19 protein-coding genes are annotated in these 19,154 nt (G+C 62.9%); 12 read left to right on the forward strand and 7 right to left on the reverse strand.

Annotated elements, in window-relative coordinates:
• Positions 1-41: 41 nt before the first annotated feature.
• The 7 genes from CD932_RS27285 to CD932_RS27315 all read left to right on the forward strand — a co-directional run bounded on the left by CD932_RS27285 (position 42) and on the right by CD932_RS27315 (position 4,467).
• Entirely contained in the window at positions 42-446 is a 405-nt protein-coding gene (locus tag CD932_RS27285; RefSeq protein WP_094446024.1) for a DUF4398 domain-containing protein, read from the forward strand.
• Positions 447-464: 18 nt separating this feature from the next.
• Positions 465-1,364 carry an OmpA family protein gene (locus CD932_RS27290; RefSeq protein ID WP_094446025.1) on the forward strand — a complete coding sequence of 300 codons (900 nt, stop codon included), beginning with the start codon at positions 465-467 and terminating at the stop codon, positions 1,362-1,364.
• Positions 1,365-1,479: 115 nt separating this feature from the next.
• On the forward strand, positions 1,480-2,016 hold the full coding sequence (locus tag CD932_RS27295; RefSeq protein ID WP_094446026.1) for a bacterioferritin: 537 nt from the start codon (positions 1,480-1,482) through the stop codon (positions 2,014-2,016).
• Positions 2,017-2,070: 54 nt separating this feature from the next.
• Entirely contained in the window at positions 2,071-2,373 is a 303-nt protein-coding gene (locus tag CD932_RS27300; RefSeq protein ID WP_094446027.1) for a YqjD family protein, read from the forward strand.
• A gap of 16 nt (positions 2,374-2,389) precedes the next feature.
• The gene (locus CD932_RS27305) at positions 2,390-2,776 is read left to right on the forward strand and encodes a phage holin family protein (RefSeq protein ID WP_094446028.1); all 387 of its coding nucleotides are present in this window, start codon (positions 2,390-2,392) and stop codon (positions 2,774-2,776) included.
• A gap of 77 nt (positions 2,777-2,853) precedes the next feature.
• Positions 2,854-3,192 carry a hypothetical protein gene (locus CD932_RS27310; RefSeq protein ID WP_094446029.1) on the forward strand — a complete coding sequence of 113 codons (339 nt, stop codon included), beginning with the start codon at positions 2,854-2,856 and terminating at the stop codon, positions 3,190-3,192.
• 138 nt (positions 3,193-3,330) lie between these two features.
• Complete coding sequence (locus CD932_RS27315) at positions 3,331-4,467, forward strand: patatin-like phospholipase family protein (RefSeq protein WP_094446030.1); 1,137 nt, start codon at positions 3,331-3,333, stop codon at positions 4,465-4,467.
• A 2-nt stretch (positions 4,468-4,469) separates the two neighbouring features.
• On the opposite strand, the gene CD932_RS27320 is transcribed toward CD932_RS27315, so the two are convergent.
• The 3 genes from CD932_RS27320 to CD932_RS27330 all read right to left on the reverse strand — a co-directional run bounded on the left by CD932_RS27320 (position 4,470) and on the right by CD932_RS27330 (position 5,496).
• Positions 4,470-4,787 (reverse strand): hypothetical protein, encoded by a 318-nt coding sequence (locus CD932_RS27320; protein WP_254926785.1) that lies wholly within the window; start codon positions 4,785-4,787, stop codon positions 4,470-4,472.
• Between the two features lie 45 nt (positions 4,788-4,832).
• Positions 4,833-4,985: a DUF3309 family protein gene (locus tag CD932_RS27325; RefSeq protein ID WP_065307223.1), complete on the reverse strand. Its 153-nt coding sequence runs from the start codon at positions 4,983-4,985 to the stop codon at positions 4,833-4,835.
• A 70-nt stretch (positions 4,986-5,055) separates the two neighbouring features.
• Entirely contained in the window at positions 5,056-5,496 is a 441-nt protein-coding gene (locus tag CD932_RS27330; RefSeq protein ID WP_094446031.1) for a glycine zipper 2TM domain-containing protein, read from the reverse strand.
• Positions 5,497-5,763: 267 nt separating this feature from the next.
• Here CD932_RS27330 and CD932_RS27335 point away from each other — a divergent pair, with 267 nt between their 5' ends.
• The 3 genes from CD932_RS27335 to CD932_RS27345 all read left to right on the forward strand — a co-directional run bounded on the left by CD932_RS27335 (position 5,764) and on the right by CD932_RS27345 (position 7,963).
• Positions 5,764-6,327: a hypothetical protein gene (locus CD932_RS27335; protein ID WP_094446032.1), complete on the forward strand. Its 564-nt coding sequence runs from the start codon at positions 5,764-5,766 to the stop codon at positions 6,325-6,327.
• A 67-nt stretch (positions 6,328-6,394) separates the two neighbouring features.
• Positions 6,395-6,706 (forward strand): BON domain-containing protein, encoded by a 312-nt coding sequence (locus CD932_RS27340; protein WP_094446033.1) that lies wholly within the window; start codon positions 6,395-6,397, stop codon positions 6,704-6,706.
• A gap of 165 nt (positions 6,707-6,871) precedes the next feature.
• Positions 6,872-7,963, forward strand: a complete 1,092-nt coding sequence (locus CD932_RS27345; RefSeq protein ID WP_254926797.1) for an AI-2E family transporter — start codon at positions 6,872-6,874, stop codon at positions 7,961-7,963.
• Between the two features lie 63 nt (positions 7,964-8,026).
• On the opposite strand, the gene CD932_RS27350 is transcribed toward CD932_RS27345, so the two are convergent.
• Positions 8,027-8,974, reverse strand: a complete 948-nt coding sequence (locus CD932_RS27350; RefSeq protein WP_094446035.1) for a YihY/virulence factor BrkB family protein — start codon at positions 8,972-8,974, stop codon at positions 8,027-8,029.
• A gap of 72 nt (positions 8,975-9,046) precedes the next feature.
• On the reverse strand, positions 9,047-10,072 hold the full coding sequence (locus CD932_RS27355) for an OmpA family protein (protein WP_094446036.1): 1,026 nt from the start codon (positions 10,070-10,072) through the stop codon (positions 9,047-9,049).
• A gap of 428 nt (positions 10,073-10,500) precedes the next feature.
• On the opposite strand from CD932_RS27355, the gene CD932_RS27360 reads away from it, so the two are divergent.
• Entirely contained in the window at positions 10,501-16,242 is a 5,742-nt protein-coding gene (locus tag CD932_RS27360; RefSeq protein WP_254926786.1) for an alpha-2-macroglobulin, read from the forward strand.
• A gap of 11 nt (positions 16,243-16,253) precedes the next feature.
• Complete coding sequence (gene pbpC, locus CD932_RS27365; RefSeq protein WP_094446038.1) at positions 16,254-18,353, forward strand: penicillin-binding protein 1C; 2,100 nt, start codon at positions 16,254-16,256, stop codon at positions 18,351-18,353.
• 42 nt (positions 18,354-18,395) lie between these two features.
• On the opposite strand, the gene CD932_RS27370 is transcribed toward pbpC, so the two are convergent.
• Both CD932_RS27370 and CD932_RS27375 read right to left on the reverse strand, forming a co-directional pair.
• Positions 18,396-18,662: a hypothetical protein gene (locus CD932_RS27370; protein WP_094446039.1), complete on the reverse strand. Its 267-nt coding sequence runs from the start codon at positions 18,660-18,662 to the stop codon at positions 18,396-18,398.
• A gap of 58 nt (positions 18,663-18,720) precedes the next feature.
• The gene (locus tag CD932_RS27375; protein ID WP_141213392.1) at positions 18,721-19,101 is read right to left on the reverse strand and encodes a hypothetical protein; all 381 of its coding nucleotides are present in this window, start codon (positions 19,099-19,101) and stop codon (positions 18,721-18,723) included.
• Positions 19,102-19,154: the final 53 nt, after the last annotated feature.

Below are 19,154 nucleotides of genomic sequence, written 5' to 3' on the forward strand. Positions count from 1 at the left end.
CAAACCCCGTTATCCGATTCATGTTCTCCAGGAGAAAAAAAATGACAAACCGAGATCTTTTCAAAGCCCCCCTGAGCGCGCTGGCCGTCTGCGCCACCGCCGTTGTGTTGATGACCGGCTGCGCCAGCCAGAAAACCCCGGCCACGGCCGATGTGGCCGTCTCGCGCGCCGCGCTGGACAATGCCGCCAGCGCCGGTGCCGCGCAACTGGCCCCGGACGAAATGCGTTCTGCCCGCGAAAAAATGATGCGTGCCAACCAGGCCCTGAAAGAGCACGACTACAAGCTGGCCCGCGAGCTGGCCGACCAGGCGCAAGCTGACGCCAAACTGGCGCAAAGCAAGGCCAACTCGGCCAAGGCCACCGCTGCCGCCGACGAAGTCAACGAGAACATCCGCGTCATGCGCGAAGAACTCAACCGCGCCAACATGCAAGCTCCCCAACAATAAGAACAGGAATCACACATCATGAAAAAAGCTACTTACACCACCATTCCCGGCCTGCTGGCCATGGCCGCCCTGGTTGCCGCTTGCAGCTCCGCGCCGACCACCACCAGCCTGCTCGACCAGACCCGCGGCGACTACATGGCCGCGCAGGCTAACCCGATGGTGTCGACCTATGCGGCGCGCGAGTGGCGCGACGCCAGCGCTGCGCTGGAAGCGGCAAACGCCGCCGCCACGCGCCAGGAAGACAAGGAGCAGGTCGACAAGCTGGCCTATCTGGCCAAGCAAAAAATCGCCACCGCACAAGAAGTCGCCAAACAGAGAGCCGCTGAAGCTGATGTGGCCAATGCCGGCAAGCAGCGCGACGAACTGCGCCTCGAAGCGCGCACGCAGCAGGCTGACCAGGCCACCGCCCGCGCCCAGGCTGCGCAAGCGGCTGCCGAAGCGGCCAAGGCCCAGGCGCAGAGCGCCGAAATGGCGACCCGCGATGCCCAGGCACGCACCGCCGCGCTGGAAGTGCAACTGGCCGACCTGGCCGCCAAGAAAACCGAACGCGGCATGATCATCACCCTGGGCGACGTGCTGTTCGGCACCGACAAGTCCAACCTGACGGCCGACGGCATGAACACGGCGCGCAAGCTGGCCGACGTGCTGAAAAACAACCCGCAGCGCACCGTGCTGATCGAAGGTTTCACGGACAGCACCGGCAGCTCGGCGCATAACCTGGAACTGTCGCAACGCCGCGCCGAAGCCGTGCGCAATGCCTTGATGGAACAGGGCATCGCCCGTGACCGCATCGCCACGCGCGGCTATGGCGCCGCTTACCCTGCGGCGGGCAACGATACGGCGGCCAATCGCCAGCTCAATCGTCGCGTGGAAATCGTGCTGTCGGAAGACAACACGGCCATTCCCGCCCGTCGTTAATCAGAACTGATTGGTGTCAAGCGCGGCGCAGGCAAGCGCCTTTGCCGCAGCAGTACCAAGGCAGCGCCGGCCCGCTTGGCCGGCGGATACCCACGCTAGCATTGAGAGGAAAATTATGTCCGATACTTCAGTTGCCACTCCTTCGGGAATCGATACGGCCGCCATCCGCGCCGCCGCCAGGAATCTTGACGACGGTGCTGTCACCGAAGGCTACCAGGGTAATCGCCAGGAAGTGATCACCATGTTGAATGGCGCCCTGGCTACCGAGCTGGTGTGCATTGCACGCTACAAGCGCCATTACTACACCGTGAGCGGACGTGATAACGGCACCATCAAGGCCGAGTTCCTTGAGCACGCCCAGCAGGAGCAGGAACACGCCGACTGGCTGGCCGAGCGCATCGTTCAATTGAATGGCAAACCAGATTTTAATCCGGCAACATTGCTTGAGCGCAGCCATGCCGAGTATGATGACTCCGACGACGTGCAAAGCATGGTCAAGGCCAACCTGATCGCCGAGCGCGTGGCGATCGAATCGTACCGCCAGATGATCGTCAAGATCGGCGAAACGGATCCGACCACGCGTCATTTGTTGATCAAGATCATGGCCGTCGAAGAAGAGCACGCCGACGACATGCGCGATCTGATGGAATAAATGTCCGTCATCGTCACAAGAAATTACATTCATCCACAGCTGAGGAGTTTAACCATGTTGGAAAACAATATCACCACCGTCAATAACGATGTCAAAACCCTGGTGAAAGATGCCCAGGCATTGTTCAGCGCCGCTGCCGCCCTGACCGGCGAAAAAGCCGACGAAGTGCGCGTCAAGGGCATGAAAACCCTGGACGCCGCCCTGGTCAAGGCACAGGAAGCACAAGCTGCGGCCATCGTTTCGGCCAAGGAGCTCGCCTCCCAGGCTGATGGTTACGTGAAAGAAAATCCATGGCGCACGGTGGCCCTCGCCGCTGGCGTTGGCGTACTGATCGGTTTCATCCTGGGCCGCAAGTAATCAAGTCGGGAGCGATATGGACAAGTCCGCTTCGTCTCACCAGGGGCCGGGATTGATCGCTTCGATCGCCGGCCTGGCCAGGAACGCAGTCGGACTGATGTTGTCGCGGCTGGAACTGGCAAGCATCGAATTGTCGGAAGTGCGCAATCATCTGTTGCAACTGGTCGTCATTTTCGCCCTGGCGATGGTGGCAGGCCTGTTCGCCATCGCCTACGGCAGCGTGCTGGTGGTCTTTCTGGCCTGGGATAGCCTGGGCTGGAAGATACTGCTGATCATGACGGCGGTATTCGCGCTGCTGGCTGTCTGGCTCGTCATGCATGCGCGCGCGATGCTGCGTCAAGGTAAGCTTTCATTGCCGGCCACCATGGCTGAATTGAAGGCCGACCGCGACATGCTGATCTAGTACCAGCTGACAAGGCCCGCACGGCATCACGTCCCTGCGGGCCTTGTCTTTGTCATGCTGCCCAAGGAGGAACACCCATGTCGGAACACGACAAAATGACGCTGCAAGCGGCGCGCAAGCGGCAATTGATCGCCGAAGGCGAACTGTACCGTGTGAGCATCGTGCATGCCCGCGCCAATGTGGGCCATGCGCTGCGCCCGGAAACCATGTTGCAGGGCGTGATACACACGGTCAGCGGTTTTGCCGGCAATCGCGTCGAGTCGCTGCTGGCGCCAGGCGGCTTTCGCCTGCAGGCCCTGATGCCGTACGCCATGACGGCGCTGTCGTTTATCGGCCGCAAAAAGCTGGTCAAGCCGGCGCTGGTGCTGGTGATCGTCGCCGCCGTCGCTGCCGGCTGGCTGCGCCGCAAGCACTGAGTCACCGCTGCTGTCCCGAACGCCGTCATTGACGGCGTTTTTTTTGGGCGCGCGCCTGCCTGCGCCGGTTCGCGCGATCCCTTACAATGCATCACGGTGCAGCCTTGCACGCCAGAGCCTGGAGCTATCTTGACGACCATGATCAATCCCTTGAATCCCGCGCGCCTGCGCATCGTGCTGGTGCTGCAGGGCGGCGGCGCCCTGGGCGCCTACCAGGCCGGTGTTTACCAGGCGCTGCACGAGCACGCGCTGGCGCCGGACTGGGTGGTGGGCACCTCGATCGGCGCCATCAATGCGGCCATCCTGGCCGGCAACAAGCATGAAGACCGGCTGGTGCGCCTGAAGGAGTTCTGGCGGCGCGTGTCGCATCGCGACAGCATCGACATGACGCGCGTGGGCGACTCCCAGCGCCGTTCGAATATCTGGCTGGCCACGCTCGATACCGTCTTGCGCGGCGTGCCCGGCTTTTTCAAGCCGCGCCTGTTCAGCCTGTTCCCGGCCGGCTGTGCCGTGCCGCCCGAAGAGGCGAGCTTCTACGATACCAGCGAATTGGCCACCACCCTGGAAGAACTGGTCGATTTCGATTACCTGAACCAGCCCGGCGCGATGCGGCTGTCGGTCAATGCGCTGCGCGTGAAATGCGGCAGCCTGCACAGTTTCGACAGCCATCACCAGCGGCTTGGCGTCGACCATATCCGCGCCAGCGGCGCCTTGCCGCCCGGTTTTCCCGGCGTGCGCGTCGATGGCGATTTGTACTGGGATGGTGGCCTGTATTCGAACACGCCGCTCGAGACCGTGCTCGACGATACGCCCCACGTCGATACCCTGGTTTTCATGGTCGACTTGTGGAGTTCGGAAGGGCCCGAACCGACCACGCTGGACGAAGTGCAGACACGGCAAAAGGATGTCACTTTCGCCTCGCGCTCGAAGCGCCATATCGAAGACTACGTCAATACGCACACCCTGCAGCGCAAGCTGCGCGAACTGTATGCCAAGCTGCCCGACACGGCCCACAACCACCAGCAGACCGAAGAGCTGATCGGGCTCGGCTGCGACAGCACCATGCATATCGTGCGCCTGCCGTATGCGGGACGCGACTGGCATATGGCGGCCAAGGACATCAATTTTTCCAAGGGTTCGATCGAATGGCGCTGGGAGCAGGGCTACCAGGATGGCCTGCGGGCCGTCAAGGCGGCCGGCTGGCTGGCGTTGGTCACGCAAGACACGCCGCTGGTGGTGCATGAGCTGCCACCGTACGAGCGTACCACCGTCTGACACTATTTCGGATGGGCCGCCTCGCGCAGTGCCTGCGCGTTCGCCATATCCTGGCGATAGGTCTCCTGTGCCGCTTTCAGGCAGGCGCCACGTGCCGCTGGTGCTGCCTGGCGGCAGGCTTTTTTTGCTTCGGCGAGCGCGGCCGCAATCTCCTTGTGCAAGGTGCGCAGCTGCGCTTGCGGCGTGCTGTCAGCCTGGTACCAGCGGGCCGGATCGCCTGGCTGCGGCGTGCCGGTGGGCGGCGCGTCCTGGGCCATGGCCAAGGGTGCCAGGCAGGCGAGCAGCAAGGCGGACAAGGCGCGTGTCATTGTTTGCTTCATGATATTTCCTTTTAGAATGGAAAAAGGCGCCGTAGCGCCTTTTTGTTATAGCCTGCCGGTCAGTAGCAGCAGGATCAGGATCACGACGATCAGGCCGGCGACGCCGCTGGGGCCGTAACCCCAGCTGCGGCTGTGTGGCCAGGTCGGCAGTACGCCGATCAGCGCCAGGATCAAAATAACCAGAATAATGGTACCCATGATAACTCCCTGTATTTTTTGTTGTAAGGCGAATGGCCGGCGAGGCCATCACGCATTGATCGGAAAATGATTAATAACGGTAGACGCGGCCATCGATGACGCGCACGCGGTTACCCGGGTTCAGGTCATAGATGCTGTCCTGCACCACATTGCGGTACTGGCCATTGTCCAGGCGAACATTGATCTGGTAGCTCGGTGCCTGCTGCTGGCGGCCTTCGACCTGGTTGCCGACCACGCCACCGGCAACGGCGCCGGCAACGGTGGCGGCGGTGCGGCCACTGCCCGAGCCGATATTGCTGCCCAACAGGGCGCCGGCGATGCCGCCAACCACCGCGCCCGCGCCGCTGGTCTGGCTACGGCCCTGGACGGCCTGGATCGAGTCGATGGTGCCGTAGGTGGCCGACTCGGGCTGGGAACCGTTGTAGTTCTGCGATGGGGAGGTATTGGCGCAACCGCTGAGGACGGCAGTAGCGGCAAGCATCAGTGCAGCCAAGGTGGCGTTGGTTTTCATTTTATTCTCCTGACGTTGTGAAAGAGTGCATGAGGCGATCTTAGGCACCGCCGCCATTGCGGTCTGTACGCTGCCGCACGTACTTATTTGCTGCCTGATTTCCATATCAAACGCTGTTAGCTGTTGTTATTCGCCCCATCTTTGCGTCGTCGGGCGAAATGTGCAGGCTTATGTACGGCAGCGTACAGAACCGCGTTGATGATCCACGTAAAACGGTAGTCATGCCACACAGATAGGCAAAAGATCATCACCACCAGGGAGCATCAGATGAATAACAAGAACATCCGCAAGACTTTCGCCGCAGTTATCGTCGGCATCGCCTGCGCCGCATGGGGCAACGCCGCCCTGGCCGCCACGCCGGAAGCGAAGGCTGCCTACAAGAGCGCCAATGAACAAGCCGGCGTCAATTACAAGGCCGCTCATGCCGAGTGCGAAAAAATCTCCGGCAACCCGAAAGAGGTCTGCATCGCCGAAGCGAAAGCCGTGCGCGCCTATGACGAAGCGGTGGCCCAGGCCCAATACACGAACACCCTGCGCGCCTACACCAAGGCCCGCGTCAAGATTGCCGACGCCAACTATGACGTTGACCACAAGCGCTGCGATGCGCTGACCGGCAACGACAAGGATGTCTGCATCAAGCTGGCCAAGTCGACCAAGGTCGCGGCCCTGGCCGATGCCAAGGCCGACAAGAAAGTCATCGAAGCGCGCAGCGATGCGCGTGACGAAAAAAGAAAAGCCGAGTACAAGGTCGCCGCTGAAAAGTGCGACGCCCTGGCCGGCGCAGCCAAAGACGACTGTGTGAAGGCTGCAAAACTCCAGTTTGGATATTAAATCCAGATTGGTTACAAGAAGCTCCCCCGTGAGCACCCTGATTGACCACTCCTAAAAGGAAAATACCATGAAATTCACCAAATCTATCGCTACCGGTCTGTTCGTCGCTTCCCTGTTCGCCGTTGCTGGCTGCGCGTCGACCCCAACCAAAGAAGGCACGGGCGAATACGTGGACGACACGCTGGTCACCACCAAGGTCAAGGCCAGCATCATCAATGAGCCGACCCTGAAAGCCACCGAAATCAATGTGGAAACCTTCAAGGGCGTGGTCCAGCTGAGCGGCTTCGTCGCCCAGCCAGGCGATGCCGTCAAAGCCGGCGAAATCGCCCGCGGCGTCAAAGGCGTGAAATCGGTCAAGAACGATATCCGCGTCAAGTAATTGCCAGTCCCGCCAGAGCGCCTGCCGTTGCCGCAGGTACTCTGGCCATCCACAGAACGTAGCGGGAGTCTCATGAACCACCCAGCCGATATTCCTTCCCAGTCGGTTGTCGCCGGTACCGCCGAGCCTGCCGCCAGCGCGTCCGTGGAACATCCCGACCCGGTCTTGCGCCTGCCGCTGCACGTCAATGCGCGCGGCCTGGCGCTCGGCATCATCGCCACTGTGAGTTTTGTCTATGCGCTGCAGTGGGCGCAGAAATTCCTGATTCCCGTCATTTTCGGCATCTTCCTTGCCTATACCCTCAATCCGCTCGTTGCCTGGCTGGAAAAAATCCGCTTGCCGCGCGCCATCGGCGCCACCGTCGTCACCGCCCTGATCCTGTTTGGCTCCATCGTCGTCATCGAACGCGTGCAGGGCGAATTCGAAGCCATCGTCGAAGAACTGCCGGCCGCTACCCACAAGCTGGCGCGGCTGATCGCCGCCAACACGGGCGGCAAGGCAAGCACGTTTCAAAAGATGCAGGCCGTGGCCAATGAAATCGAGCAGGTGGCCGCCGGTGCCGAAGCGCGCCGCAACGTGCGCCGCGCCGCTGCCGCCGAAGGCCCCAATTTCAAGATCATGGACTGGGTCTGGGCCGGCTCGCTGGGCCTGATGGGCTTTGTCAGCCAGGCCACCATGGTGATCTTCCTGGTATTTTTTTTACTGCTGTCGGGCGACACCTTCAAGCGCAAGCTGGTCAAGCTGACCGGGCCATCGCTGAGCCGCAAGAAGGTCACCGTGCATATCCTGGAAGACATCAATACCTCGATCCAGAACTATATGTTCATGCTGCTGGTCACGAATGTCTTGCTGGCCCTGCTGATGTGGGTGGTACTGCACCTGATCGGCCTGGAAAACGCTGGCGCCTGGGCCATCATGGCCGGCTTGCTGCACATTATTCCGTATTTCGGTCCCTTGCTGATCACGATCGCCACCGGCCTGGTTGCCTTTCTGCAGTTCGAATCGGTGGAAATGGTGGTGCTGGTGATGGCCGCCTCGCTCGGTATCGCCACCCTGGTCGGCACCTTTGTCACCACCTGGATGACGGGGCGCATCGCCCGCATGAATCCGACGGCGGTGTTTGTCAGCCTGCTGTTCTGGGGCTGGCTGTGGGGCGTCTGGGGCTTGCTGCTGGGCGTGCCCATCATCGTTATCGTCAAGGTGGTGGCGGAGCGGGTGCAGGGGATGGAAGTGGTGGCGGAACTGCTCGGCGAGTAAAGCGACCATCATCATGCAAAACGGCGCCCGAGGGCGCCGTTCTTGCCTGAGGTCGAGAGCGGCTTACGACTGGTGCCGCTTCAATATCTTGGTCACCAGGTCGCCATCTTCCGTCTTCGGCGCGTGTTTCATGCTGCCCAGTTGCAAGGTAAACTGGCGCGTGAATTCCGCGCCCAGGAAAAAGATCTGCGCCGAGTAATAAATCCAGATCAGCAGCGCTACCAGCGAGCCCGCCGCGCCATAGCTGCTGGCCACGCCGCTGTTACCGATATACATGCCGATCGCGTATTTGCCCAGTGAAAACATGAAGGCCGTGCCCAGGGCGCCGATCATCACGTCGCGCCAGGACAGGCGCACCCTGGGCAGCATCTTGTAGATCACGGCAAACAGACAGGCGATCACGGCAAAGCCGAGCAGGTTGGAGAGGATGGAAAACAGCACGGCGGCATCTTTCCAGTGGCCTTCCCAGTAGTTTTCCAGGATGGCCATGGCCGCGCTGATCACCAGCGACACCATCAGCAAAAACGCCAGTACCAGCACCAGGCCAAACGACAGCAGGCGCGTGCGTATCATATCCCAGGCGCCCGCTTCCTTCAGGGGCGGTACTTGCCAGATCTCGTCGAGGCTGGCTTTCAATTCGGCGAACACGCTGGTGGCGCCAAACAGCAGCAGGGCGCCGGCGATCAGGGTGGCGATGCGGCCCTGGTCATGGTTGCGCGCGCCGGCCAGCACCAGCTGGATCGCTTCGGCGCCTTGCGTGCCCAGCAAGCCCTGCAGCTGGGACATCAGCTCGCCGCGCGCGGCGGCCTGGCCATAAAAGAAGCCGGCGATGGCGATCACCAGCACCAGGATGGGGGCAACGGAAAACAGGGTGTAGTAGGCGAGGGCGGCGCCCTTGCTGGACGCGCGGTGTTCCAGCCATTCGGTGACGGAACAGACGATAACGCTGCGCATCGTCTTGCCAAGCGGTGCCAGTTTGGCCAGGCGGGGATTGCGGCTAGAAAAATTCATGCGTGGCTTTCAATGAAAAAAAGGGGCCGCGGCCCCTTTCTTTTTAACAGTGGCGTACCACTCACAAGGTGATTATCGTACGCGGCGCTCGATCGTGATCTGCTCGACTTCAACGCGACGGTTCGGTTCCAGGCACTTGATCAGGTCAGCACGTTTCTTGTTATCGCAAGTAACGACTGGATTGGTCGAGCCCTTGCCTTCGGCGCTCAGGCGGTTGGCGGCAATTCCTTTGTTCACCAGGTAGACCTTGACCGCGTCAGCGCGTTGCTGCGACAGCTTCTGATTGTACTTGGCCGAGCCGATACGGTCGGCGTAGCCGCTGATGACGACGTTGTTGACATCCGGTGCGGCGGTCAGCACGCGAGCGATTTCGTCGAGCTTGGTCTGGGTCGGTGCCAGCTTGGCGCTGTCAAACGCGAACAGTTCGGTCGCGGACATCGTCACTTTTTCAAAGCGTGGCGCCGGTGGCGGCGGTGGTGGCGGCGGCACGATCACGACGACTTCTTCACGCACTGGCGGCGGTGGCGCTGGGCGCGCTGCCACTGGCGGCTTGTCGAAAGCGTAGTTCAGGCCAACGTTGACGTACCAGTTGCTCGATTTGCTTTCCGGGAATGTGTTGCCGCGCAGGAAGCCGTGCACATTGCGCACGTCGAGCTGGGTCGACCACTGGTCGGTCAGCTTGCTCTGGAAACCCAGGCCCAGGTTGGCGTAAGGCGAGCTCTTGCTGCGTTCGCCCAGAGGACCGTTGTCCTTGTCGCGCTGCATGCCGGCGCCGACGACGACGAACGGAGCAAATCCTGGGTTACGGTTAAAGAAGTACAGGCCATCGACGCCCAGCGTGTTTTGCTGGTAGCGGTTGCCATTGTCTTTCGAGCGGGTGTAGGTGGTGCCGAACTGCACGTCCCACTGTGGCGAAACAGGCTTGCCAAAACGCAGACCAGCGCCGTAGCCGGTTTTGTCGGAAGAAAAACTCGAATCTGGTTTCGAAGCATTGATGCTTGGTTGAATGTACCAGGATGGATTGATTTCCTGAGCCTGTGCGCCGATTGACGAGCACAACACGGCGGCGGCAACGGCGATTTTTTTTAAATTATTCACAAGTAACTCCCAACGTTAATAGAGATTTTTTTCTTAATACATCAAACGGTTAGATGGTCTGCGTTCTACTGCAACAACAATTCCAGATGTGCATGTTTTTTATCGGATGCACTGCTGTTGGATTGGAGAATACGTTTCCAGGTTCAAGCGGTCGGTGCGTTAGCGCACAAAGGATTGTTGTATATCAATGGTGTTGCTGAATCGAGACAAATACAACACTTGACGCACTCAATTGTTGACTTCGCTGCACGCCGCAGCGCTGAAATGGATAGTGGATAGGGGCGGCTATCGTACGACTGGCGCCATGCCGACAGCTGTATATTAGCAACGATGGTCAGCTTGCTAGCTTATACCTCAGTGTGATTGCCCGCTCGACTGTTCAGTTTGTTTTTCCCTGCGCTGTACGCTGCCCAACCAGGAGCCATTCCGTGCCCAAGCTGCCTTCCCAGTCCATGCTGCTGAGCAAAGTATTAATGCTGTGCCTGTCTGCTGCCGTGCCGCCCGCCGTCTGGGCCGACGCCGGCGTGGCCAGTTTTTCGCCCAGCGGCACCATCAAGGCCGTGCGCCAGGTGCGGGTGCAGTTCGCCACGCCGATGGTGCCAATGGGCGACATGGCGCTGCCGGCGCCGTTTGCCGTCGATTGCGGCAAGGCCGAGCCTGCCGTGGTGGCGGGTACCGGGCGCTGGGCCGACGAGCGCAACTGGGCGTATGACTTCGCACGCGACCTGCCCGCTGGCGTGGCGTGTACCTTTGCCTTGAAAGCGAACCTGAAGGACCAGGCCGGCCAGGCCGTGCGGGGCCAGGCCAGCTACCGCTTTTCCACCGGCGGGCCGGCCATCGTTGAGGCGGCGCCTTATGACGGCCAGCCGCGCATCGATGAAAACCAGATTTTCGTGCTGGGCCTGGACGCCGTGCCCGACGAGGCCAGCGTTGTCGCCAACGCCTACTGCCGCGCCGACGGCATCAATGAAAAAATCGGCGTGCGCCTGTTGCAGGGCCAGGACCTGGAGCAGATCCTGGCCTTGCGCAAGGGATTTCTTGAGCGTTATTTCGGCGCGTATTTCAAAAAACGCGGTGGCGTGTGGAAAACCAGCATGCTGGTGCGCAGCAAGGGCGCGCCGCCGCTGCCGGTCGCCGTTCTGCAATGCAAGCGCAGCTTTCCTGCCAATGCCAAGGTGTCGCTGGTATGGGGCGCGGGCATCGCTGGCGCCGGCGAGCCCGGCATCGTTAGCGACAAGGCGCAGACCCTGAACTTCAAAACGCGGCCCGACTTTACGGCCCGCTTCAACTGCCAGCGCAGCAATCCGAAAGCACCATGCATCCCGTTCCTGCCCATGCGCGTGCAGTTTTCCGCACCGGTGAAAGCCGAACTGGTGCGCGCATCGACCTTGACAGGGGCTGGCCAGACCTGGCGGCCGAGCGTGGCCGAAGGCGATGAAAAAGCCGAATTCCTGACCGAAGCGACGTTCAAGGGGCCGTTTCCCGAACAGGCCAGCCTGGTGCTGGCGCTGCCGCCCAAATTGCAGGATGACGCCGGCCGCGACTTGCTCAACGGCGCGCGATTCCCGATGACGGTGCGCACCGGCGAGCAGCCGCCACTGCTGAAATTCCCGGCGCCGTTCGGCATCCTCGAAGCGAAGGGCGATGGCTTGCTGCCGGTAACGGTGCGCAATATCGAACCCGTGTTGTCCGGCAAGGAAGTTGGCAAGGAAGTCGGTGCTGCCGACGGTGCCACCCTGCGCGTGCCCGACAATGACGACCAGTTCATCATCGAATGGATGCGGCGCCTGGCCGGCGAAGGCAAGGTCAATGAATATTGGCAGCCCAATGCGCAGTATGCGGGCAGCATGAAAAAATCCGTGCTCGAAGGTAGCCCCGGCGCGCGCGCCATCAAGCTGCCGCGCCCGTCCGGCAAGAAAACCTTTGAAGTGATCGGCATTCCACTGGCCAGGCCCGGCTTTTACGTGGTGGAACTGGCCAGCCCCATCCTGGGCAAGGCCCTGCAGGGCAAGCCGTCCACGGCGTATATCCGCACTGCCGCACTGGTAACGAACCTGGCGGCCCACTTCAAGCATGGCGCGCAGTCGTCGCTGGTCTGGGTCACGTCGCTCGACCAGGGTGCGCCGGTAGCCAGGGCGCAAGTGGCCGTGCGCGACTGCGCCGGCAAGCTGCTGTGGCAGGGCGTGACGGACAATCACGGCGTGGCGCAAATCCGCGAAGAACTGGCCAAGTCCAGCTGCAAGAACAACCCCCATTACTTTGTCAGCGCGCGCAGCGGCGGCGACATGACCTTTACCTTGTCGGACTGGGTGGGCGGCATCGAAGCGTGGCGCTTCAACCTGCCCACCGACGACACGCGCGCCGACAACACCTTGCTGGCCACGGTATTTGACCGCACCTTGCTGCGCGCCGGCGAAACCGTGCACATGAAGCATTTCATCCGCAAGCATACGCAGCAGGGCTTCGAGCTGGCCGGCAAGGGCAATGGCCCGGGCAGCGCCACCTCGGTGGTCATCGCGCACATGGGCAGCGCGCAGAAATACGAGCTGCCGCTGCGCTGGTCAGCCAGCGGCTCGGCCGAGAACGACTGGGTGATCCCGGCGGACGCCAAACAGGGTCAATACGAGGTCACGATGGCCGGTAAACCGTCGGGAACGTTTCGTGTCGAAGCGTTCCGCGTACCGACCATGAAGGCGGTGCTGCAAGGCCCGAAGGCGCCGGCCGTGCAAGTGTCCAGCATCAGCCTTGACGCGCAGATCAATTACCTGGCCGGCGGCGCCGCCACCAATGCGCCCGTCAAGCTGCGTACGCTGCTGCAGGACAAGCAAGTCACGTTCGCCGATTATGCAGACTACAGTTTCAGCAATGGCGATGTGAAGGAAGGCCTGGTCAAACAGGGCACGCAACAGGAGGACGATGGCGAAAGTGGCGGCCCGTGGCAGGATGAAAGCCATGGCCGGCCTGGCGCCGCACAGGCGGCGCGCACGCAAAGCCTGAACCTCGACAAGGCCGGCGGCGCGCGCATCGTCGTCGACCAGTTGCCGAAACTGTCCACGCCGCGCGACCTGGTGGCCGAACTGGCCTTCCAGGACGCCAATGGCGAGACGGCCTCGGTCGCCACCCGCGTGCCGCTGTGGACCTCGAATGTGGTGATCGGCATCAAGCCCGACGCCTGGGCGCTGAGCCGCGATCAGTTCAAATTTACGGTGGCCGTGCTGTCGCTTGATGGCAAGCCGGTGGCCAACGCAGCGGTGGCGGTCGACTTTTTCCAGCGTAACAGCTATTCGCACCGCCGGCGTCTCATCGGCGGCTTTTATGCCTATGAAAATTCCAGCAATATCGTCAAGCTGGGCCAGGCTTGCACGGGCCAGACCGATGCCAAAGGCTTGCTGTTATGCGACGTCAAGGCGCCCGCCAGCGGCAACCTGATCCTGCGCGCCAGCACGCGCGATGGCGCCGGCCGCGCGGCGGTGGCCAACCGCGATACCTGGGTGGCCGGCAGCGGCGACTGGTGGTTCGACGCCAGCGACAACGACCGCATCGACTTGCTGCCGGAAAAGAAACGCTATGAACCGGGTGAGCAGGCCAGCTTGCAGGTGCGCATGCCGTTTCGCGCCGGCACGGCCCTGATCACGGTCGAGCGCGAAGGCATACTCGACACCTATGTGCGCCAGTTGAACGGGCGCGAACCGCTGGTGTCCATACCCGTCAAGCCCAACTACGCGCCCAACGTGTATGTCTCGGTGCTGGTGGTGCGCGGGCGGGTCGATGGCGTGCAGCCCACAAGCCTGGTCGACCTCGGCAAGCCGGCCTACAAGATGGGCATCGCGCCCTTGAACGTAGGCTGGCAGGCGCATGAACTGCGCGTGATGGTAGTGTCGGACAAGGACGTGTATCAAACCCGCGACAAGGCCGAAGTGTCGGTGCGCGTGCGCCGCGCCGATGGCCAGCCGCTGCCGGCGGGCGCCGAAGTGGCGCTGGCCGCCGTCGACACGGGCTTGCTGGAACTGATGCCCAACGACAGCTGGAAATTGCTCGACGCCATGATGGCGCGCCGCAGCCTGCAGGTGGAAACGGCGACCGCGCAGATGCAGGTGATCGGCAAGCGCCACTTCGGCCGCAAGGCTTTTCCGGCCGGCGGTGGCGGCGGCAAGGGCGCCAGCCGCGAGCTGTTCGACACCCTGCTGTTCTGGAAAGGCACGGTCAAGCTCGACGCCAAAGGCGAAGCGACGGTGCAAGTGCCGCTGAACGACTCGCTGACGGGCTTTCGCATCGTCGCCATTGCCAGCGCCGGCCAGCAGTTCTTCGGCACCGGCAGCACCGACATACGCACCTCGCAAGACCTGATCATCCTGTCGGGCCTGCCGGCGCTGGTGCGCGAAGGCGACCAGCTGCGCGCAGGCTTTACGGTGCGCAATACCTCCAGTGCCTCCCTGAACGTGGAACTGAACGCCACTGCCGCCGGCAAGGCGCTGCCGCGCCAGCATCTCGCTTTGGCTGCTGGCGAAGCGCGCGAGGCTGGCTGGGATTACCCGGTGCCGGTGGGCGCGACCAGCGTCGTGTGGCAAGTCAGTGCGAAAGCGGGCGGGCGCACCGATCAGCTCAACATCACGCAGAAAGTGGCGCAGGCCACGCCCGTGCGCACCTACCAGGCGACGCTGGTGCAGCTGGACCAGCCCATCAATATTGCGGTGCAGCAGCCGGCCGGCGCCTTGCCGGGCCGTGGCGGTATCCAGACCAGCTTTGCCGCCAGGCTCGGGGGCGAGCTGCCCGGCGTGCGCGAGTACATGCAAGCCTACCCGTACACCTGCTTCGAGCAGAGCAGCTCGAAAGCCATCGCCCTGGGCGACCATGCTCTGTGGCAGGCGACAGTCGCCAGGCTGCCGGCCTATCTCGATGCGGACGGCCTGCTGAAATATTTCCCGTTGATGGAGCAGGGCAGCGACAGCCTGACGGCGTATATCTTGTCGGTCGCGGCCGAAGCGGGCTATGCGATACCGGAGCAAGCGAAGAACCGCATGGAGGAAGCCTTGACCGCCTTCGTGCAGGGCCGCATCGTGCGCCATTCGGCGCTGGCCGCCAACGACCTGGCCGTGCGCAAGCTGGCCGCGCTGGAAGCCTTGTCGCGCTCGGGCAAGGTGCCGCCCGACGCCCTGGAGTCGATCAGCATCGATCCGAAGCTATGGCCGACCTCGGCCTTGATCGACTGGTCGCTGTTGCTGCAGCGCACGCCGAAGCTGGCGCGCCGCGACGCCCTGCTGGCCGAGGCGCAGCAGATACTGCGTAGCCGCCTGAACTTCCAGGGCACGACCATGGGCTTTTCCACCGAGCGCAAGGATAACTGGTGGTGGCTGATGGTGTCCGGCGACGTCAACGCCAACCGCCTGCTGCTGGCCGTGATGGACGAGCCGGCCTGGAAAGACGATATCGGCCGCCTGGCGCGCGCCAGCCTGGGCCGCCAGAAAAAGGGCCGCTGGGATACCACCGTGGCCAATGCCTGGGGCACGCTGGCGATCGCAAAATTTTCGGCCAAATTCGAGTCGACTCCTGTGACGGGTGCCGTTGCCGCCAGGCTGGGCAGCGACACGCAAACCCTGCTGTGGAACCAGGCCGCCAAACTCGGTCCCGTGTTGCAGCCCTGGCCGGCCGGCAAGGATACCCTGGGCCTGGCCAACAGCGGCACCGGCAAGCCCTGGGCCACCGTGCAAAGCCTGGCGGCCATTCCACTCAGGGCGCCCATATCGAGCGGCTACACGGTCAAAAAAACCATCACGCCGGTCGAACAGAAGACCGCCGGCACATGGTCGCGCGGCGACATCTACCGCGTGCGTCTGGACTTGTCAGCCCAGGCCGACATGAGCTGGGTGGTGGTCGACGACCCGATCCCGGCCAGCGCCAGCGTGCTGGGCAATGGCCTGGGCCGCGATTCGGCACTGGCCACGGCTGGCGAAAAAGTGGCGGGCCGGGTCTGGCCCACGTTCGAGGAACGCGCGTTCGACGCCTTCCGCGCCTATTACGCTTATGTGCCGAAAGGCACGTGGAGCGTGGAATACACGGTGCGCCTGAACAATGCCGGCGACTTCAGCTTGCCGGCCACGAGGATCGAGGCGATGTATGCGCCGGACATGTTTGGCGAGAGCCCCAACGCCAGCGTCAAGGTGGGGCAGTGAAGCAAGTTGCGATGGCTGCGTTGCTGGCCAGCCTGGCGCTGCCGGTCTGGGCGGTAGCTGCGCCCATCCCGACGCCGGCGCAAGTGCAGGCCGCGTATCGCAGCTCCGAAGCGCAGTTGTTCGATCGTGGCGGCGCCGGCCTGCAAGCGCTGCGGGTCGATATGCAGGCGCGCCGCCTGCCCTGGGTGGCGCTGGCCGATATCTCGCCGGCGCTGCAGCAGGCGGTGCTGCTGGCCGAAGACCAGCGCTTCATGCGCCATGGCGGGGTGGATATTGCGGCGGTGGCCACGGCGGCCTGGGACAATCTGTTTTCCAGCAAGGCCAGGGGCGCTTCGACCATCACCATGCAACTGGCGGGCCAGCTCGATCCGGCCCTGCAAGGGTCCAGAAACGGCCGCAGCGTGGGCCAGAAATGGCAACAGATGCGCGCCGCGCGCGAGATCGAGGCCAGCTGGAGCAAGGCGCAGATTTTTGAGGCGTATCTGAACCTGGTGTCGTTTCGCGGCGACCTGCAGGGCGTTGCCGCCGCCTCGAATACGCTGTTCGGCAAGGCGCCCTCGGGGCTGAACCAGACCGACGGCATTATCCTGGCCAGCCTGGTGCGCGCGCCGAATGCGCCGCTGGCGGCGGTGACGCGGCGCGCCTGCGCGCTGGCGCACGAATGGCGCATGGACAGCAGCTGCCAGCTGATCGGCCAGCGCGTGCAGACGGCCTTGCAGCGCGGCAACCAGTTGCTCGAGCCGGCCCCGGCGCCGCAAGTGGCGCGCCAGTTGTTGAAGCAGGCCGGCGCGCAAGTGGCCAGTACGCTCGACGGCGCGCTGCAGCGCTTTGCGCAGGACACTTTGCGCCAGCAACTGGCGTTTCTGCGCGAGCGTAACGTCAACGACGGCGCCATTATCGTGCTCGACAATCGCAGCGGAGACATTCTTGCCTATGTCGGCAACGCGGGCGGCAGCGAAGTCGATGGGGTGACGGCGCCGCGCCAGGCCGGCTCGACCCTGAAACCCTTTTTGTATGGCCTGGCCATCGAGCGCCGGCTGCTGACGGCCGCCTCCGTCATGGACGACACGCCCCTCGATATCGCCACCGGTGGCGGCATGTATGTGCCGCAAAACTATGACCGCCACTTCAAGGGCCATGTCAGCGCCCGCACCAGCCTGGCCAGCTCGCTCAATATCCCGGCCGTGCGCACGGTGCTGCTGACGGGCCAGGACAGTTTTTACAATCGATTGAAAGATGTCGGGCTGGCCAGCCTGAGCGAGCCGGCCGAATACTACGGGCCGTCGCTGGCGCTGGGCTCGTCCGAAGTGACCTTGCTGGAGCTGGCCAACGCCTACCGGGTGCTGGCCAATGGCGGCCTGTACAGCACGGCCAGCGTACGGCCGGGGCAGGCGGGCGCCGGCAAGCGCCGCGTGATGGATGCGGGCGCGGCCTTTATCGTCAGCGATATCCTGTCCGACCGCGCCGCGCGCAGCATGACCTTTGGCCTCTCCAACGAGCTGGGCACGAATTTCTGGAGCGCCGTGAAGACCGGTACCAGCAAGGACATGCGCGACAACTGGTGCGTCGGCTATGCCGAACGCTATACGGTGGGGGTGTGGGTCGGCAATTTCGACGGCCAGCCGATGTGGGATGTGTCGGGCGTGACGGGCGCCGCACCCGTCTGGCATGACGTGATGGCGTATTTGCACCGGCAGGTGGCCAGCCACGCGCCGAAGCCGCCGGTGGGCGTGCTGCAGCAGGCGGTGAGTTACCGGCCGGCGTTCGAGGCGCCGCGCCGCGAGTGGTTTATCGCCGGCACCGAAAGCGCGGTGATTGCCGTGCTGGATGACGCCTCGCGCCCGCCCGCCATCGTCTATCCGGCCGACGACAGCATCCTGGCCATCGATCCCGATATTCCCCAGCCGTTGCAGCGCGTGTTTTTCCAGGCGCAGGCCGGGCACGGCTTGCGCTGGCGGCTCGACGGCAGGGACCTGGGTCCGGCCGACGACAGCCTCGGCTGGAAGCCGGCGTCCGGCAAGCATGCGCTGGAGCTGGTCAACGGCAAGGGCAAGGCGGTGGCGCAGTCGGCCTTCGAGGTGCGCGGCAACGCGCTGGCGCGGCGTGACTGAAAAAGCGGGCAGCTGTTCAAGGCCAGTTGATCAATATCGCGTTCAGCGCTTGCGCATTTTCGACCAGGCGCTGGGCTGGGGATCGGCCAGCCGCCTGTCGGCCAGGCCAGGTGCCAGCCATAACAGCAGCAGCCAGGTCATGAACGACAACAAGCGCTGCAGTGCGCCGGCGCACAGCGAGAAAATGACAAACCATGCCAGCGAGTATGTGTGCGGCACTCGCGCGCTCTGGAACAGGAAAAACGTAGCAAGGGCTGCCAGCAGCAGCATGGGAAGTTCAAACCACCATTTGCGTTCGATCGGGGACATGGTTTCATCGGGAAAGTTGCTTTCCTTGATGATAACGCAATATGGACGTAGCGTTAAATTATTGCATGGTCGCCGGCGTGGTCGGCGGCACCGGTGGCATCGGCGGGACTGGCGCGCCTGGAATGGACGGCGGGCTCAAGGTGCCGGGCACGGGCTGAGTGTTGGGTGGGGGGGCGGGCAACGGTGCGGGACGATGCTGCTTGTCGCGTTTTATCGCCCGCTGGTCCCTGGCAGGGCGTTCATGCTGGCGCATCTTGCTGCCTGGCATGGGTTTGCCCTTGTTGTCGAGCTTGTCGGACTCGTCGGATTGTTGGCCCGGGTCGCGCTGGTTGTTGACGTGGTTGCCGGTCTGGTTGAGGTTGGTGGTCGACTGGGCTTGTACCCAGGCGCCGCCGACGGTCATCAGGGCGGCGGAAAGCAGAAGAGCGGCGGTTTTCATGGTGCGTGTCCTGTCGTGATTGATCGATGCGGCATTGTCACATATAGAATCCA

Source organism: Janthinobacterium sp. PC23-8, assembly GCF_002250505.1.
In the GTDB taxonomy this organism is placed as follows: domain Bacteria; phylum Pseudomonadota; class Gammaproteobacteria; order Burkholderiales; family Burkholderiaceae_D; genus Janthinobacterium.

Excerpts from the sequence above, each read along its gene's own strand:
- CD932_RS27285 (WP_094446024.1), top strand. The coding sequence starts at position 42 with ATGACAAACCGAGATCTTTTCAAAGCCCCCCTGAGCGCGCTGGCCGTC.
- CD932_RS27290 (WP_094446025.1), top strand. The coding sequence starts at position 465 with ATGAAAAAAGCTACTTACACCACCATTCCCGGCCTGCTGGCCATGGCC.
- CD932_RS27295 (WP_094446026.1), top strand. The coding sequence starts at position 1,480 with ATGTCCGATACTTCAGTTGCCACTCCTTCGGGAATCGATACGGCCGCC.
- CD932_RS27300 (WP_094446027.1), top strand. The coding sequence starts at position 2,071 with ATGTTGGAAAACAATATCACCACCGTCAATAACGATGTCAAAACCCTG.
- CD932_RS27305 (WP_094446028.1), top strand. The coding sequence starts at position 2,390 with ATGGACAAGTCCGCTTCGTCTCACCAGGGGCCGGGATTGATCGCTTCG.
- CD932_RS27310 (WP_094446029.1), top strand. The coding sequence starts at position 2,854 with ATGTCGGAACACGACAAAATGACGCTGCAAGCGGCGCGCAAGCGGCAA.
- CD932_RS27315 (WP_094446030.1), top strand. The coding sequence starts at position 3,331 with ATGATCAATCCCTTGAATCCCGCGCGCCTGCGCATCGTGCTGGTGCTG.
- CD932_RS27320 (WP_254926785.1), bottom strand. The coding sequence starts at position 4,787 with ATGAAGCAAACAATGACACGCGCCTTGTCCGCCTTGCTGCTCGCCTGC.
- CD932_RS27325 (WP_065307223.1), bottom strand. The coding sequence starts at position 4,985 with ATGGGTACCATTATTCTGGTTATTTTGATCCTGGCGCTGATCGGCGTA.
- CD932_RS27330 (WP_094446031.1), bottom strand. The coding sequence starts at position 5,496 with ATGAAAACCAACGCCACCTTGGCTGCACTGATGCTTGCCGCTACTGCC.
- CD932_RS27335 (WP_094446032.1), top strand. The coding sequence starts at position 5,764 with ATGAATAACAAGAACATCCGCAAGACTTTCGCCGCAGTTATCGTCGGC.
- CD932_RS27340 (WP_094446033.1), top strand. The coding sequence starts at position 6,395 with ATGAAATTCACCAAATCTATCGCTACCGGTCTGTTCGTCGCTTCCCTG.
- CD932_RS27350 (WP_094446035.1), bottom strand. The coding sequence starts at position 8,974 with ATGAATTTTTCTAGCCGCAATCCCCGCCTGGCCAAACTGGCACCGCTT.
- pbpC (WP_094446038.1), top strand. The coding sequence starts at position 16,254 with ATGGCTGCGTTGCTGGCCAGCCTGGCGCTGCCGGTCTGGGCGGTAGCT.
- CD932_RS27370 (WP_094446039.1), bottom strand. The coding sequence starts at position 18,662 with ATGTCCCCGATCGAACGCAAATGGTGGTTTGAACTTCCCATGCTGCTG.
- CD932_RS27375 (WP_141213392.1), bottom strand. The coding sequence starts at position 19,101 with ATGAAAACCGCCGCTCTTCTGCTTTCCGCCGCCCTGATGACCGTCGGC.